This window comes from Bradyrhizobium hereditatis, from assembly GCF_020329435.1.
Classification (GTDB): domain Bacteria; phylum Pseudomonadota; class Alphaproteobacteria; order Rhizobiales; family Xanthobacteraceae; genus Bradyrhizobium; species Bradyrhizobium hereditatis.
The window spans coordinates 374227-386468 of record NZ_JAGKJK010000002.1; the positions used below are offsets into that span (position 1 = coordinate 374227).

Below are 12242 nucleotides of genomic sequence, written 5' to 3' on the forward strand. Positions count from 1 at the left end.
AATGTCCGACACCAAAACGTCCGGCAAGGTCGTCAAGAGCGAGGCCGAGTGGCGCCGCGAACTGACGCCGATGCAGTATGCCGTGCTGCGCGAGAAGGCAACGGAGCGTCCCTTCACCGGCGAATATGAGCACGAGCACCGCAAGGGCACCTATGTCTGCGCCGGCTGCGGCCAGACGCTGTTCGAATCCGATGCCAAGTTCGACTCCGGCTGCGGCTGGCCGAGCTTCAGCTCACCTGCCGTGGAGAGCCATATTGACGAGGAGCGCGATTTCAGCCACGGCATGATTCGCACCGAAGTCCTGTGCTCGAAATGCAACGGCCATCTCGGCCACGTCTTCAATGACGGCCCCGGCCCGACCGGCCTGCGCTATTGCATCAATTCGGCAGCGTTGAAGCTGCAGCCGAAATAGCTCCAGTAACGCTCGAACCTGCTCCATACCCCGCGCGACCAAAGGCTGGTCGCGCGGGGTTTGTTGTGTGGTGGGACGCGTTCCGGCCAGCCCGGCGCGCAGACAAGGATGAATTTCGACATGCCCACTTCCAAACGTCTGCTGCTCGGTCTCGGGCTAGCTGCCCTCATCATGGAGAGCGTTGTGATCCAGCCCGCACTTGCCGCCGACAAGGTCTCCCTGTTCAAGGTCGTCACCACCAAGGACGAGATCGTGATCGGAATCAGCGAGGGCGACCTTGCCCAGATGGAAGGCCAGAACGCTGGCGGCGTCGCCAAGGCACTGGTCGCCAAGGGTTCGATGAGCGTGTGGCAATACGCCGTGCGGAAGTCCGCGAGCGGCGACCTCGAACAGTCGCCGCTGCACAAGATCGGCCTGATCGCCAGTGACTCGCTACGCGTCGAGCCTTATGCGACGCCGCTGAAGGTGCTGCCGATTGACGAGACAAAAAAATAAGTTTCCTGTCATTGCGAGCCAACGGGTCGGCGCGAAACGCCGCACGATGACAGGCTCCGCGAAGTAATCCATAGCGCCGCGCGTGGAAGCATGGATTGCTTCCCGGATTTGCTCCTCGCAATGCGGGTTTTCCGGCAATCTATTGCCGACAACTCCCGTTTCCGGCGGATCGGCCAAGGACTCGGGTCCCGGACTGTGCTTTGATCCGACCTGCGCGGGAGCGTTCTTCCTCACTTCCTGCGGGCCTTCGGAGCGCGCGTCATGACGCTTGGCACGATCCTCGTCATTATCTTGATTATAGTCCTGCTGGGCGGCCTCTCCGGCCGCATCCGCGGCTATGGCTACGGTTATGGCCATCCCGGCATGGGGCTCGTCGGCGTGATTTTGATCGTGCTCCTGATCCTGCTGTTACTCGACAGGATTTAAGCCAATTAAGTCATTGAAAAAACTTGATTAAATTTTGGTTCCCCGCAGCCATGCGTGGATTCATTATCACCCCCGATGTGCGCCCTCGGGAGTCGCATTTCTGTCAGATAAGCTTATATTGTCCTCTTGAAATGACGTGCACGGCGCGCCGCCCATCTGTGGCCCACCGTCATCCAATCCCCATTGCTCGCAGACAAGAGCCGAAAAAGATTGAGGTCACCGACCATGCGTCCATTCAGCTACAACACCGCCGCCGAACTGTTTCCCGCCGCGATCCGCAAGAAGAAGCGCGCCGGGTTTGCCTATCGGCGTTTCGGCACCGCGGCGGAAGCGGTTCGCTTCGCGATCGAGGAACTGCCGGCGGACTCGCTGAATGGCGCCTATCTGCAGGTCGAGGAAGCCCGCTTCGACCAGAGCGGCATCCGCTCGCTCTATGAGAGCGACGCCTTCCCGCTGCCGCGCCGCAAGCGCCCGGCCGCCAGCAGCGACGACAAGGCCGACGCGGCCTAAAAGGCTTTTACGTTGCAAACAGCACGCCTCCGGACTTCATCCGGGGGCGTTTTTTCTTAAGTTTCCTATTGGCGCGGCTGCCGATCGAGCCAGCGTTTGAGCATGCGCACGTTGCGGACGTTGGCGCGGAACATGACGTCGAAGGCGTCGCCCGCCACCGGCACCAGGCCGATCGCGCCGTCAACCGCGACATTAGCGAGCATCCGCGCCGTGATGTGCCAGGGCGCGCCGAGCGCGCGCGCCTCGCGCACCAGCCACAGCGAAATCGCCGTCGTGATGATGTCGCCGACCACGGGGATCAGCCCGATCAGCCCGTCGATCCCGTAACGGAAATTGGTGCCGGGCACGATGAACGCGACGTCCAGAAGTTTTGCGATGGCATCGAGCCGCGCCAGCCGCTGCTCGCGCGTCAGCTCGCCGAACGGATTGGCGGCGGAGTGGCCGAAGTCGAACCGCAGACCCACGAACCGGGTGTGCAGATCAGGTTCGGGGAGTTCGCGTCCCTCCTGGTCGATAACGGGTCCACGGCCGGGCGCGCGCTTCCGGGAGGACTGCTCGTTACGTGACCGCGGTGGCGTATAGATATCGTCGTTTGACATGGTCATCACATGGTAACGCGAACGCGAGGTGCAAGTTGCGTCACGCGGTCTCACCTTGTCGGCGAGCCGGGGATTAACTGTCGGCAATCTTTCCGGGAGTTCGTCATTTAATCTGCGAAAGGCGATCAACTGCGGCTTATCGGTTCACTCACTGGCCCCGTGACAGATATCATCCACAGCAAATCGCGAGGTCTTCACGTTGCTGCTGAGACGCGCCCGCTTCAAAGGGATCGATGAAGTGACTGCGACCATATCGAGCCCCGGCAGGTGGCGTACCGCAGCCGGCGTCGTCACGCTTCTGGCTTTGTTTACGGCGCAGCCGTCATTCGCCCAGAAAATATACTTTTACGAACCGCTGATGATGGACCCCTACTCGACCATCTATGTCAACGACGGCTCGTGTTCAGCAGGCAAGGTCCTGAGGGTGCAAGGTGCACCCAAGAATCAACGCCGGAAGAAAAGCTGCGTGCCGATGAGTGATCTGCAAGCCGTGCCGCGCCCAGGTGCCGCCAGATAGCCGATATCAATCTATCAAACGCTATTCCTCAGATCCCAGGGCAATCACCTTGCGAACAAGATCGGCAAGATTCTTTGCGGCCATTTTTTCCATCATCCACGCCCGATAATTTTCGACCGTACGGGGACTAAGATTGAGTTTGTGCGCAATTTCCTTGTTCGAAAAGCCGTCGGCCACCAGTTGCATAACTTCGATCTGGCGCGGCGAAAGTTCGGCGACGCGGGCTTTGAGCAACGCTCGTTCGCTCTGCTCGACGCTCCGGCGATGGCCGCTTTCGATTGCCTGTGAAATGCTTTCAATCAGCCGTTCGTCGTTAAACGGCTTCTCTATGAAATCAAAAGCGCCCTGCTTGATCGCCTGCACGGCCATCGCGATATCGCCGTGACCTGTGATCAGAATAACCGGTACCGCCGAGCCGCGTTTCTTCAGTTCCTGCTGCAGCTCTATGCCGGACATTCCCGGCATGCGGACATCGGAAACGACGCATTGCGGCGATGGCGTGACGCTTGCCGCCAAAAAGCTCTCGGCCGAGGCATAAGGGCTCACAGGGATGCCGCGACTTTCCAGCAGCATACTCAGGGAACGCAATATGGCCTCATCGTCCTCGATCAGTGCGATCGTCATGAGCTGGCGCTCCGGTCTTGATCAATCGGTAGCGTAAAAGACGCGCAGACGCCGCTCGAAGTGCCTTCGATGTGCAACTGTCCACCGTGTGCTTCGATAATCGAACGCGAAAGCGACAGCCCCAATCCCAAACCGTCGCGTTTCGTCGTCGCAAACGCCGTGATCGGCTGCATTGCAAGATCGGGATCTAGTCCCGGGCCATTGTCGATCACGCTAATAGTAATCACTTTCTCAGACCGCATCGCAGCTTCAATGACAATCCTGCCGTCATTGCGGCCCGCATTCGTCAGGGCCTCCACCGAGTTACGAACGAGATTCAAAATCACCTGTTCGATCTGTAACGCGTCAGCGACCACCGGAGGAAGGTCACGCTCGAGCTGCTTCGCACAAACGATACCACGGCGATCCAATTCGGGCCGGAAGATTGACAGCGCTTCATCGATAAGCGTGCTGACGGTCGCCGATTGTGCTTCGACCCGTCCAACGCTGATGAAGTCCCTCAGACGGTTGACGACCTCACCTGCGCGTTCGACCTGGGCAATCGCCTCCCCGCTGGCTTTTGCTACTGCTTCCAGGTCAGGCGGGTTACGCGCGACCGCAAGTTTGGCGAGTCGCGCATAGTTGCCAATGGCGGTCAGCGGCTGGGTAATCTCGTGAGCGACGGTGGCCGCGAACTCCCCCATCGTTGCAACGCGCGACGCGCGGTGAAGCGCATCCTGATGCAAGCGAAGTTGATTCTGTGTCTGCCGTTGTTCGGTAACGAGAACTCCGACGGCGAGACCGGTCATAGCCAAAATCACCATCAGTGCTTGGTACGCGACAACGTCGCTAGTACTTTGGTCCGTCAGCTCAATCGACGTGATAAGGCCGATCTGCGTGATGACCAGCCCTGCGGTCGCGCCCGGAAGACCGAACCGCACTGCGATCCAGACGATTGGCAGAAATAATACGTAGAAGAGCTGAAAGCGATAAGGCTGACTCAGGCTCAAAATGCCCCATAGGGCAGCGAGGGTGATCAGCATGAGTGCGCCCATTTCCCAGGAGGGCGCTGGAAACTGCCTGCGCGTAAATGCAATCAATAAGAAGGGAGTGAACACCATCACGCCGATCAGGTCGCCAACGAATGCCCGGACGAAGACTTGGCCCAGATCGTCCTTCGCAACAAAACCATGCAGTAGAAGTATCAGGACATAGCCAACCGAAACGAGCACGATGCTGGCTACAGCAACCCCTATGAGCCACAGCATGGCACCACGGGACGAGAGGGTGAGATCGAACTTTATGCGGGGCGATGTCAGTAGCAGAGCGGCGGTGCCGTAACCGAGCCCGGTAATAAGCACGATGGGAAACTCGGCCGTGGGAGGAAGTGGCAGACGGCGCACGAACAGGTCTGCGACCAACTGCGCAGCGAAGAGCCACGGCAGATATCGACGGCCGAACAACAGAATTAGCGCGAAGCTCAATCCAGTCTGCGGGTTCCAGGGTGTAATGCCAAATACCGCAAACGGATGAATATAGCTCAGCTTATCCAGCACGACGTAGCTGGCGACATAAGCAAGTCCGACCGCAAGGTATGAGCGCGACATTCGATGCACCAGTTGCGTCCCGGAGCCGACTTCCTCCAGCCGCGGCAGCTGCATCTCCTCATACTCCTTCTGGCAAAGGCCCCGGCATCCGTAGTTCTACTCTAGGAAAGACCCCCTGGGGGAGTACCGAGAGGTTTTGCTCTCAATTGCTCGCGACGCAGCGGCGGACAACCTTACTCGAGGTGTAACGTAGGGAAGCGAACCGTGCCGGACATCGCGCCTGATGGGCTCGCTGTGGCTGCGGCAGCAATCTTTGCGCTTGCGGTGGTTCACACCTTTTCGACACGTTCCATAGAACGGCTGGCCCACGCACAACCTCGTCACGCTGGGGTCTGGCACCTTCTCGCGGAAGTCGAAGTCGTGTTCGGCTTCTGGGCGGCAGTTCTCATCGCCTTCATGGCAATCAAGGTCGGCACTAGTGGTGCGCTTGCCTACCTGGAAAGCCGCAACTTCACTGAACCGGCGTTTGTCTTTGTCATCATGGTCATTGCTGCGAGCCGGCCTGTGATCGACGCGGCAGCCGCGCTGCTACGATTTGTATCATTTCTCATCCCGGTGTCTGCTCCTTCAGCGTATTACTTTACGCTCCTTTCAATTGGGCCATTGTTGGGTTCATTCATTACCGAGCCAGCGGCAATGACGCTGACTGCCTTGCTTCTGAAGGACCGCTATTTCGACGGGAAGGCACCAAACAAATTCAAGTACGCAACCATCGGTGTCCTGTTCGTGAACGTCTCGATAGGCGGAACATTGACGCCATACGCTGCTCCGCCGGTCCTGATGGTGGCCGAACGCTGGAACTTCGACCTTCCATTCATGCTGCAAACGTTCGGATGGAAGGCTGCGCTTGCGGTCGTCATCAACGGTGCTGGCATCACCATCGTGTTCCGCCATTTCCTGCGCTCCCTTCCGAAGGAGCCGGCATCGCTTGCGGTGCTGGATGTTCCTGCCTGGATTGCTGGAGTGCACTTGGTTTTCTTGGCGGCAGTGGTCGTCTTCAGTCATCATCCGATCGTCTTTCTGGCGCTGTTCATGTTCTTCCTGGGCTTTGCCGAAGCTTACAAGCGCTTTCAGTCACCACTCATTCTTCGCGAAGGTCTTCTGGTCGCGTTCTTTCTTGCAGGACTCGTTGTAATTGGCGGCCAGCAGAAGTGGTGGCTCGAGCCGCTTCTGAGCGACTTGGGACCAACGGCCCTGTTCACGGGTGCAACACTGCTTACGGCGATCACTGACAACGCCGCCCTGACTTATCTCGGCTCTCTGGTCGATGGCGTTTCTGATGAGTTCAAATACTCCCTCGTTGCAGGAGCAGTGACGGGAGGTGGCCTGACTGTCATCGCCAACGCACCGAACCCGGCGGGCTACGCGATTCTCAAAGGCAGCTTTGAAGACGGCACGATAAGCGCGGCTGGCCTCGCCGTCGCCGCGCTCATTCCAACCCTCGTCGCCGCTGCGGCCTTCCAGCTGCTGCCGTGAGTCTGGAGGATAGAAGCCATGACAGCGCTTGGCAACGGAGCACCGACATTCAGCAACTCACAGTCTGCTGCTCGCGTACGCGCAGCGAAGCTCTTGCGTCTTCTCGCGGTCGTTGACGGCACCGAGTCAACGAATCGCATTGTGGATTTCATTACCGCGTTCAGCGAAGGCCGAGCCGCAACGGAGGCTGTAGTCCTCAACGTGCAAAGTAAACGGCTCGATGCACGACTGCGCGGTTACCAAAACTTCAAGAAGGATGAGATCGATGATCGGCTAATCAACGAACTTGCTCTTCCGATCCTGAACAGTGTCACCAGTCGACTTGAGAAAGCCGGCATTCTTTGCTCGTCCAAGGCTGAAATAGGTGATCCGGTTACGACGATACTGCGCTGTGCGGCTGAGAATGCTTGTAATGTGATCTTAGTTGGCGCGCAGCCTTCGAAGGCTCTCGATAGCTGGATGCCCGATACGATGCGCGCTTGGCTACGCGCGGATCTGGCGTTGCGCCTGATCGCGCTAGCGCCTGCGTCTATCGTGGTGGTGAAGTAGGGTGAAGACCGCATCGAGCCGAGCTCGCCTCACCGGCATCTCCGCATCGTGCGGGGTAGGGACAAATCTCGGAAATTCGATTGTCCGATTGGCCGGTGGAAGGCATCGGCCGATTCAAGCACCGGAGCCGGAGCCTCAAATCTCCTCAAATCTTGCGGCATGAACTCACGGACTTTGAATGGCTGCCATCGAGTCGTTCGGCGAGCTTTTTTGCGGTTATGGCCGCCGTGAGAACGAGAGCTGCAAGAAGCCAGACGCCCTCCTTCGGCCGGCTTGAACCCGGGGAAAGCCTGCTCCCCAACATCACAGCTGCGCGCATATCTTCTTGCCGGCAATAACGGACAACCCGACGCGCTCCCTTACGTTGAATTTCCAGATCGGATCAGCTCGTTATTGTTCTGCCAAGCATCATATCAGCGGGCATCGGTCAGGAAATTCCTGACGCCGCGGTCATTTATAGTTCCGGCCGACAAGCAGGCCCAGGAGAAATGCGAGCAGCGTGCCCGCGGACAATCACGTCGAATGCACCGTCTGTGGCTCGTCCGCATATTTGTGCGCCAGCCACGACGACAGCATCGCCGGCACCATGCCGACAGCGCCGTAAAGCACGAACTGCAGCACACCCGTATCCGGCCCGCGCGAGCCATACAGCAACGAGGCGGCGACAAAGCCGATGGCGGCCACGATCAGCAGCCGCACCACGGGCGCAATGCGCTTGACGTGATAGAGAATGTCGTCGATGGCGCCGACCATCAACGCCGGCACGATGCCGAACAGGTAACTGTACTGCAGCGTCTTGAAGAACGCGCCGAGGAATTTCCCGATCTCCGTCCAGTTGGTGTCGATCCAGTAGCCAGAGGTCAGCGTGGTCGCAAACAGCATCAGGAATCCGCCGACGAACGGGCCGATCGCTCCAAAGATCAGATAGCGTTTCATGGAACTGCCTCCTGGCGCTGGACATTCCAATATAGCACCGCCAGAGCCAAGTAAATTTGCCCGGCGGCCTCCCCGCAGCGCGACAATTGCGGCAAGCGCATCGGGCGCGGCAGGTCAATGAACGGACGTTCAGCAAGGTTAAGCAGGTCGTCTCAGACGTAAGGCCAAGGCAACTTTCGCACGCTTTCGGACTTATCGGTGATGGGAAAAAGCGGCATGCCCCCCAGCGCTCGACGGCCATGGGAAGCGACATTGCCGCAATGCGAGAACCCGGAAGGCTACCCTCGATGTCCATGCTTGCTCCTGCCGTTCAACGTTCCACCCTCGGGCTTCATACGCTCGAGCAGTACGAGCCGCTGATCGGTACCGCCGCGGTCGAGCGCATCGCGACGAAGGCCGACCGGGTTCGCACGATGCGCGTCGCCCATATCAGTTCGACGTTCTACGGCGGAGGCGTCACCGAACTGCTCACACCGCTTACGCTGATGATGAACGCGAGCGGCATCGAAACCGACTGGCATCTGATCCAGGGCACGCCGGGTTTCTTTGGCTGCACCAAGAAGCTGCACAATACGCTGCAGGGCGAGAGTTTTGAGTTTTCCGACGCCGAGAAGACGATCTACGAAGAGGTGGTGTTCGAAAACGCCACGCGGCTTCATCTTGATGACTGCGACGCCGTCATTGTGCATGATCCGCAGCCGCTGCCGCTGATCACGCATTTTTCCGACCGCGAGATGCCGTGGCTCTGGCAATGCCACATCGATCTGTCGTCGCCATACGCCCCGGTGTGGGCCTATCTGCGCAAGTTCATCGAGCAGTATAACGCATCGGTCTTCTCGCTCCCCGAATACGGCCAGGATCTCGGAATTGACCAGCACTTTGTCACGCCCGCGATCGATCCATTCTCGGCGAAGAACCGGGAGCTGTCCGACCGCGAGATCCGTGAATTCCTGGGCAATTACAAGATTCCAACCGATCTTCCGCTGGTGACGCAGATTTCCAGGTTCGACCGGTGGAAAGACCCGACGGGCGTCATCGAGGCCTTCCGCAAGGCAAGGGAGCAAGTGGATTGTACGCTCGTGCTCGTCGGCAACAACGCATCCGACGATCCGGAAGGCGAGTTGATCCTCGAGGAGATCAGGGAGACTGCCGATGAGGGGATCATCGTTCTTTCCGTCGATGATCCAACGCTGGTGAACGCGCTGCAGCGCTCTGCCGCCGTGGTCCTGCAGAAGTCGCTCCGCGAAGGTTTCGGTCTCACCGTCACCGAGGCAATGTGGAAAGGCGCCGCCGTCATTGGCGGCGAGGTCGGGGGGATCAAACATCAGATCAAGGACGGCTGGAACGGCTTTCTGGTGAGCACGCCCGATCAGGCGGCGGCAAGGATGGTTCAGCTCCTGAAGGAGCCCGAGCTGCGGAAGCAGATCGGCTCGCGCGCCAAGGAAAGTGTCCGACAGAACTTTCTGATGAGCCGGCTGTTAGAGGACTGGCTCGACCTGCTCGCCAGATACGAGCGACCGGTGACTTGAAGGGGAGATTCGACAACCTCGGGGCATCTTAAGGGGTGCACGCTGATGCGAATTGCCCAGATGGCGCCGCTCGCCGAAAGCGTTCCGCCCAAGCTTTACGGCGGCACCGAGCGCGTGGTGGCGTGGCTGATCGATGAGCTGGTGAGCCTCGGGCATGACGTGACGCTGTTTGCCAGCGGGGATTCGAAGACATCAGCCAAGCTCCACGCCGCCTGGCCAAGGGCGCTTCGCCTCGGCCGCCCGCGAACGGATCCGATGGTGGCGCAGGCGGCGCTGCTTGAGGCCGTGGCCCGGCACGCAAGCGAGTTCGACGTCATTCACGCACATATCGACTGGCTGCACCTGCCGCTGTTCAGCCGGCTCGGGGTGCCCTTTCTGACCACCTGCCATGGGCGCATGGACCTGCCGGGTTTTCCGGACGTTATCAGCCGCTTTCCCGACGCACCGTTCGTCTCGATATCGGACAATCAGCGCACGCCCTTGAGCGAGGCAAGGTGGATCGGCACCATCTATCATGGCCTGCCGGCCGACCTGTTCGGCCCATCTTTCGAGACCGGCACCTACCTCGCCTTCCTTGGCCGGCTGACGGCGGAGAAGGGACCGGAAGCCGCGATCCGGATCGCGCGCGCCGCCAAGATGCCGCTTCGTATCGCCGCAAAAGTGCCGCGCGGCGATCGAGGCTACTTCAAGGAACAGCTCGAGCCGCAGATCGACGGCGAAGAGGTTCAGCTCACCGGCGAAGTCAATGACGACGCGAAGCGGCAGTTTCTGGCTGATGCCGCGGCGCTGTTGTTTCCGATCGACTGGCCGGAGCCGTTCGGCCTCGTCATGATCGAGGCCATGGCCTGCGGCACGCCCGTCATCGCCTTCAAATCAGGTTCGGTGCCTGAGGTGATCGACGACGGGATTACCGGCTTCGTCGTCAGGGACGAGGCCGAAGCCATCGAGGCGATCAAAAGACTTCCCGAGCTTGATCGCAGGCAAGTGCGCGCGCATTTCGAGAAGAGGTTTACCGCAAGACGGATGGCGGAAGAGTATCTCCACCACTATATGACGCTGGCGTCGACGCGAGCGAGGCCGTCCGCGCCGGAAGCGGCGTTGGCGCCGTAATCAATCACATATCGAAGTTGGAGGGCTGCCGTGGCGTGAGATCCCGCTTACTTTCTAGCCGCGATAGGCTCGCTCTTCTTTCCGAGAATCCGGTCGGAGCCGAACCTGATAGTCCATTGCGCGACCGACAGCAGCAGCGATTCATAGATCGCGACGCATTGTTCGAGCTCGCGGTCCGTGGATGGCGGGCAATCCGGGCGGTTGCGAACGATCATCGTCGTCGTCGACCAGCTCAGCCGCGCCGCCTTGCAGGCGACGATCAGCCCATACACCCGCTCGGGTTCGAGGAAGGGCTCGATCGCCTCGACCTTGACGTCGGCCTTCAGGGCAAGGGCAGCGACCACGAGGTCGTATTCACCCCGCACCGCGAACCGGTTGACGGTCATGTCGTTGAGCTTGCCGGTGCGATTGAGCGCAACGACCTCGTTGTGCGCCTTTGTATAGTCGATCTTCTTCCGGGGCGCGGCCGGTGCGGCGGCTGCGGAGCCCTGAATCTTCTTCCGCGCGACCGGCCGCGACGCGGTCAGGAACTTGGCGCGAACCACGTCGGCGACCTTGCCGATGAGCTCGCGCAGCAGGTTGCCGGGAATGTCCAGGCGAAGGCCGAGCTTCTCGGCAAGGGCTTCGTCGCGCTCCGCCCGGCCGACCAGCGTGGCGTAGCCGCATTCGGAGAAGCGCGCGCCGGCATTCCGGGCGAGCGCGTTCGAGACACTGACGTCACCAAATCTCATCAGCGCATCCGTCAGCGCTTCGTTCAGCGCCTTGCGGTCGGAGATCGCGAGCAGATGCTGCTGGCTGCGGCTGCGGGCGATTTCAAGCAGATCCTTTTCCGACAGGCAGACGGAGTGCCTCAGGACAGGCCCGGCGACTGCAACGTCGTTATGAAAAGCGAGGTTGCGGACGGTCTGGCGCGGCGCTTGCTCGATCGTGGACAACTCTTCGCTGAGCTCGACCAAGCTTGCGGCTGCCACCCGCTCGATCAATTTAGCGAGAACGGCGTCGACGGCGGCGATCTGGGATTCGCTGAGCCGGTCCACGTTGGACAGGAACAGGTCCGTCACCTCCCCGAACACCTGGGCATCGTGCTCGGGCCCGCCCTTTTCGGCGCCGTTCAGCTCCTTGCGCAGTTCAGACGATGCGGCAGGCATGGCTATGCCACCTCCGAGCGGAGGCTTCCGGTTCGTCGCAACGCCGCCGACAGCGGCCATGCCATCGCGCGGATGGCCGGCACGTCAGTGGATCCATCGGCAGCAGCGGTAGGATTAAACATGTGAGCGCCACTCGAAAGGCCGGTTTCGGCAGCCTTTTCACTCCGACAAAAGCAATGAAAACCGCGCGAGCAATAGCGCCCGATCGTACTCAAGCTTCCCTAACGGGTGGTTGTTCCGGCACCCGGATTTTCCGCATTTATACGGGGTTTTGCGGGAGCAGCAGCGCGGCCGGCCATCCGGGCGGCCGGCCAAGCGATATCAG

At 60.1% G+C, this 12242-nt stretch carries 14 protein-coding genes; 9 read left to right on the forward strand and 5 right to left on the reverse strand.

Annotated elements, in window-relative coordinates; translation table 11 throughout:
* Window position 1: 1 nt before the first annotated feature.
* The 4 genes from msrB (at window position 2) to J6524_RS07085 (ending at window position 1843) form a co-directional block, all read left to right on the forward strand.
* The gene (gene msrB, locus J6524_RS07070; RefSeq protein ID WP_225669651.1) at window positions 2-412 is read left to right on the forward strand and encodes a peptide-methionine (R)-S-oxide reductase MsrB; all 411 of its coding nucleotides are present in this window, start codon (window positions 2-4) and stop codon (window positions 410-412) included.
* A gap of 120 nt (window positions 413-532) precedes the next feature.
* Entirely contained in the window at window positions 533-907 is a 375-nt protein-coding gene (locus J6524_RS07075) for a hypothetical protein (protein ID WP_225669652.1), read from the forward strand.
* Between the two features lie 261 nt (window positions 908-1168).
* The gene (locus tag J6524_RS07080) at window positions 1169-1333 is read left to right on the forward strand and encodes a DUF3309 family protein (protein WP_225669653.1); all 165 of its coding nucleotides are present in this window, start codon (window positions 1169-1171) and stop codon (window positions 1331-1333) included.
* 225 nt (window positions 1334-1558) lie between these two features.
* Window positions 1559-1843: a hypothetical protein gene (locus tag J6524_RS07085; RefSeq protein ID WP_225669654.1), complete on the forward strand. Its 285-nt coding sequence runs from the start codon at window positions 1559-1561 to the stop codon at window positions 1841-1843.
* Between the two features lie 65 nt (window positions 1844-1908).
* Here the strand turns inward: J6524_RS07085 and J6524_RS07090 are convergent, their stop codons facing one another.
* Window positions 1909-2448: a DUF4112 domain-containing protein gene (locus tag J6524_RS07090; RefSeq protein WP_225669655.1), complete on the reverse strand. Its 540-nt coding sequence runs from the start codon at window positions 2446-2448 to the stop codon at window positions 1909-1911.
* A 193-nt stretch (window positions 2449-2641) separates the two neighbouring features.
* Between J6524_RS07090 and J6524_RS07095 the strand changes: the two genes are divergently transcribed.
* Complete coding sequence (locus J6524_RS07095) at window positions 2642-2959, forward strand: DUF6719 family protein (protein WP_225669656.1); 318 nt, start codon at window positions 2642-2644, stop codon at window positions 2957-2959.
* A 21-nt stretch (window positions 2960-2980) separates the two neighbouring features.
* On the opposite strand, the gene J6524_RS07100 is transcribed toward J6524_RS07095, so the two are convergent.
* Together J6524_RS07100 and J6524_RS07105 are read right to left on the reverse strand one after the other, a co-directional pair.
* Window positions 2981-3583, reverse strand: coding sequence for a response regulator transcription factor (locus tag J6524_RS07100; RefSeq protein ID WP_225669657.1), 603 nt, complete (start codon window positions 3581-3583; stop codon window positions 2981-2983).
* A complete protein-coding gene (locus tag J6524_RS07105; protein WP_225669658.1) occupies window positions 3580-5223 on the reverse strand; it encodes an MASE1 domain-containing protein in 1644 nt (547 codons plus the stop codon). The genes J6524_RS07100 and J6524_RS07105 overlap by 4 nt, the downstream gene beginning before the upstream one ends.
* 150 nt (window positions 5224-5373) lie before the next feature.
* Between J6524_RS07105 and J6524_RS07110 the strand changes: the two genes are divergently transcribed.
* Complete coding sequence (locus tag J6524_RS07110) at window positions 5374-6645, forward strand: putative Na+/H+ antiporter (protein WP_225669659.1); 1272 nt, start codon at window positions 5374-5376, stop codon at window positions 6643-6645.
* A gap of 18 nt (window positions 6646-6663) precedes the next feature.
* Window positions 6664-7194, forward strand: coding sequence for a universal stress protein (locus tag J6524_RS07115; protein WP_225669660.1), 531 nt, complete (start codon window positions 6664-6666; stop codon window positions 7192-7194).
* Window positions 7195-7707: 513 nt separating this feature from the next.
* Here the strand turns inward: J6524_RS07115 and J6524_RS07120 are convergent.
* Window positions 7708-8130: a DUF5413 family protein gene (locus J6524_RS07120; protein WP_225669661.1), complete on the reverse strand. Its 423-nt coding sequence runs from the start codon at window positions 8128-8130 to the stop codon at window positions 7708-7710.
* A 287-nt stretch (window positions 8131-8417) separates the two neighbouring features.
* Here J6524_RS07120 and J6524_RS07125 point away from each other — a divergent pair, with 287 nt between their 5' ends.
* Complete coding sequence (locus J6524_RS07125; protein ID WP_225669662.1) at window positions 8418-9659, forward strand: glycosyltransferase; 1242 nt, start codon at window positions 8418-8420, stop codon at window positions 9657-9659.
* Between the two features lie 45 nt (window positions 9660-9704).
* Window positions 9705-10769, forward strand: a complete 1065-nt coding sequence (locus J6524_RS07130) for a glycosyltransferase family 4 protein (protein WP_225669663.1) — start codon at window positions 9705-9707, stop codon at window positions 10767-10769.
* Window positions 10770-10816: 47 nt separating this feature from the next.
* On the opposite strand, the gene J6524_RS07135 is transcribed toward J6524_RS07130, so the two are convergent.
* Entirely contained in the window at window positions 10817-11917 is a 1101-nt protein-coding gene (locus J6524_RS07135; protein ID WP_225669664.1) for a DUF2336 domain-containing protein, read from the reverse strand.
* Between the last annotated feature and the right edge of the window lie 325 nt (window positions 11918-12242).

Coding starts and splice junctions, on each gene's coding strand:
- msrB (WP_225669651.1), top strand. CDS start 2: ATGTCCGACACCAAAACGTCCGGCAAGGTCGTCAAGAGCGAGGCCGAG.
- J6524_RS07075 (WP_225669652.1), top strand. CDS start 533: ATGCCCACTTCCAAACGTCTGCTGCTCGGTCTCGGGCTAGCTGCCCTC.
- J6524_RS07080 (WP_225669653.1), top strand. CDS start 1,169: ATGACGCTTGGCACGATCCTCGTCATTATCTTGATTATAGTCCTGCTG.
- J6524_RS07085 (WP_225669654.1), top strand. CDS start 1,559: ATGCGTCCATTCAGCTACAACACCGCCGCCGAACTGTTTCCCGCCGCG.
- J6524_RS07090 (WP_225669655.1), bottom strand. CDS start 2,448: ATGACCATGTCAAACGACGATATCTATACGCCACCGCGGTCACGTAAC.
- J6524_RS07100 (WP_225669657.1), bottom strand. CDS start 3,583: ATGACGATCGCACTGATCGAGGACGATGAGGCCATATTGCGTTCCCTG.
- J6524_RS07105 (WP_225669658.1), bottom strand. CDS start 5,223: ATGCAGCTGCCGCGGCTGGAGGAAGTCGGCTCCGGGACGCAACTGGTG.
- J6524_RS07115 (WP_225669660.1), top strand. CDS start 6,664: ATGACAGCGCTTGGCAACGGAGCACCGACATTCAGCAACTCACAGTCT.
- J6524_RS07120 (WP_225669661.1), bottom strand. CDS start 8,130: ATGAAACGCTATCTGATCTTTGGAGCGATCGGCCCGTTCGTCGGCGGA.
- J6524_RS07125 (WP_225669662.1), top strand. CDS start 8,418: ATGTCCATGCTTGCTCCTGCCGTTCAACGTTCCACCCTCGGGCTTCAT.
- J6524_RS07130 (WP_225669663.1), top strand. CDS start 9,705: ATGCGAATTGCCCAGATGGCGCCGCTCGCCGAAAGCGTTCCGCCCAAG.
- J6524_RS07135 (WP_225669664.1), bottom strand. CDS start 11,917: ATGCCTGCCGCATCGTCTGAACTGCGCAAGGAGCTGAACGGCGCCGAA.